Origin of the sequence: Streptomyces sp. WAC06614 (assembly GCF_003949795.1) — a bacterium.
Lineage (GTDB): Bacteria > Actinomycetota > Actinomycetes > Streptomycetales > Streptomycetaceae > Streptomyces.
Window position 1 is genome coordinate 1 of sequence record NZ_RPRY01000716.1, and the last position, 1001, is coordinate 1001.

General features: G+C 74.1%; 1 protein-coding gene. It reads right to left on the reverse strand.

From position 1 onward, the window contains the following. On the reverse strand, positions 1–824 hold an 824-nt coding region (locus tag EF918_RS36085), incomplete at its 3' end, for a serine/threonine-protein kinase (protein ID WP_260611025.1). Positions 825–1001 lie beyond the last annotated feature (177 nt).

Consider the following 1001-nt stretch of genomic DNA (forward strand, 5'->3'; position numbering starts at 1 on the left):
GGTCCCGCTGCTGCCCACCCCCGGCCGGCCGGGGCGGCCGAGCCGGGGGTGGGCAGCAGCGGGACCAGGGCCTCGTAGACCTCCTGGGCGCAGGACGGGCGGTCCTGGGGGTCCTTGGCCAGCAGGTGCAGCAGGACGGCCTCCAGCTTCTGCGGAACCTCCGGGCGCAGCTGACGGACCGGCAGCGGGGGTTCGTACAGGTGCCGGTGGAGCACGCCGAGCGCGGTGGAGCCGGCGAAGGGGACGTTGCCGCTGAGGAGCTCGTAGAGCAGCACGCCGAGGGCGTAGAGGTCGGTGTAGGGGCCGACCGCGCCGCCCATGGCCTGTTCGGGGGCCATGTACGCGGGGCTGCCGATGGGTGAGCCGGTGCTGGTGAGGCGGGTGGTGTCGGTGTCCATGACGGAGGCGACACCGAGGTCGAGCACGGTCACCGTGCCGTCGGGGCGGACCATCACGTTGCGCGGCTTGAGGTCGCGGTGGACGATCGGCACCGCGTGCACGGCGGAGAGCACCGAGCACAGCTGGGCCACGACGGAGACCGCCCACGGCCACGGGTACGGGTCGTGCTCGGCGAGGTGGTCGGCGAGGTCGGCGCCCTCGACGTACTGCATGACGAGGAACAGGTCGTCGCCGTCGCTGCCGGCGTCGTGGACGGTGACCAGGCCCGGGTGGTCGACCTGGGCGGTGACCCGGCACTCGCGCACGAACCGGCGGCGCAGCTCCTCGGCCACCGTGCCGGGGCCGGCGACCTTGTCCGGGCGCAGCAGCTTGACGGCGACACGGCGGTCCAGGCGGCGGTCGTACGCCGTCCACACCTGCCCCATGCCGCCCTGGCCGAGGACGGTGGCGAGCTGGTAGCGGTCGCCGATGAGGCGTTCGGTCACTGGTCGCGCTCCTGGCGGCGCAGCAGCTCGCTCAACTCGTCCAGCTCGGCCCGGACCTGCCCGATCCGGGGCTGCTCGGGCACGGGCGGGGCGGGCTGGACGAGTTGAGCGAGCTGC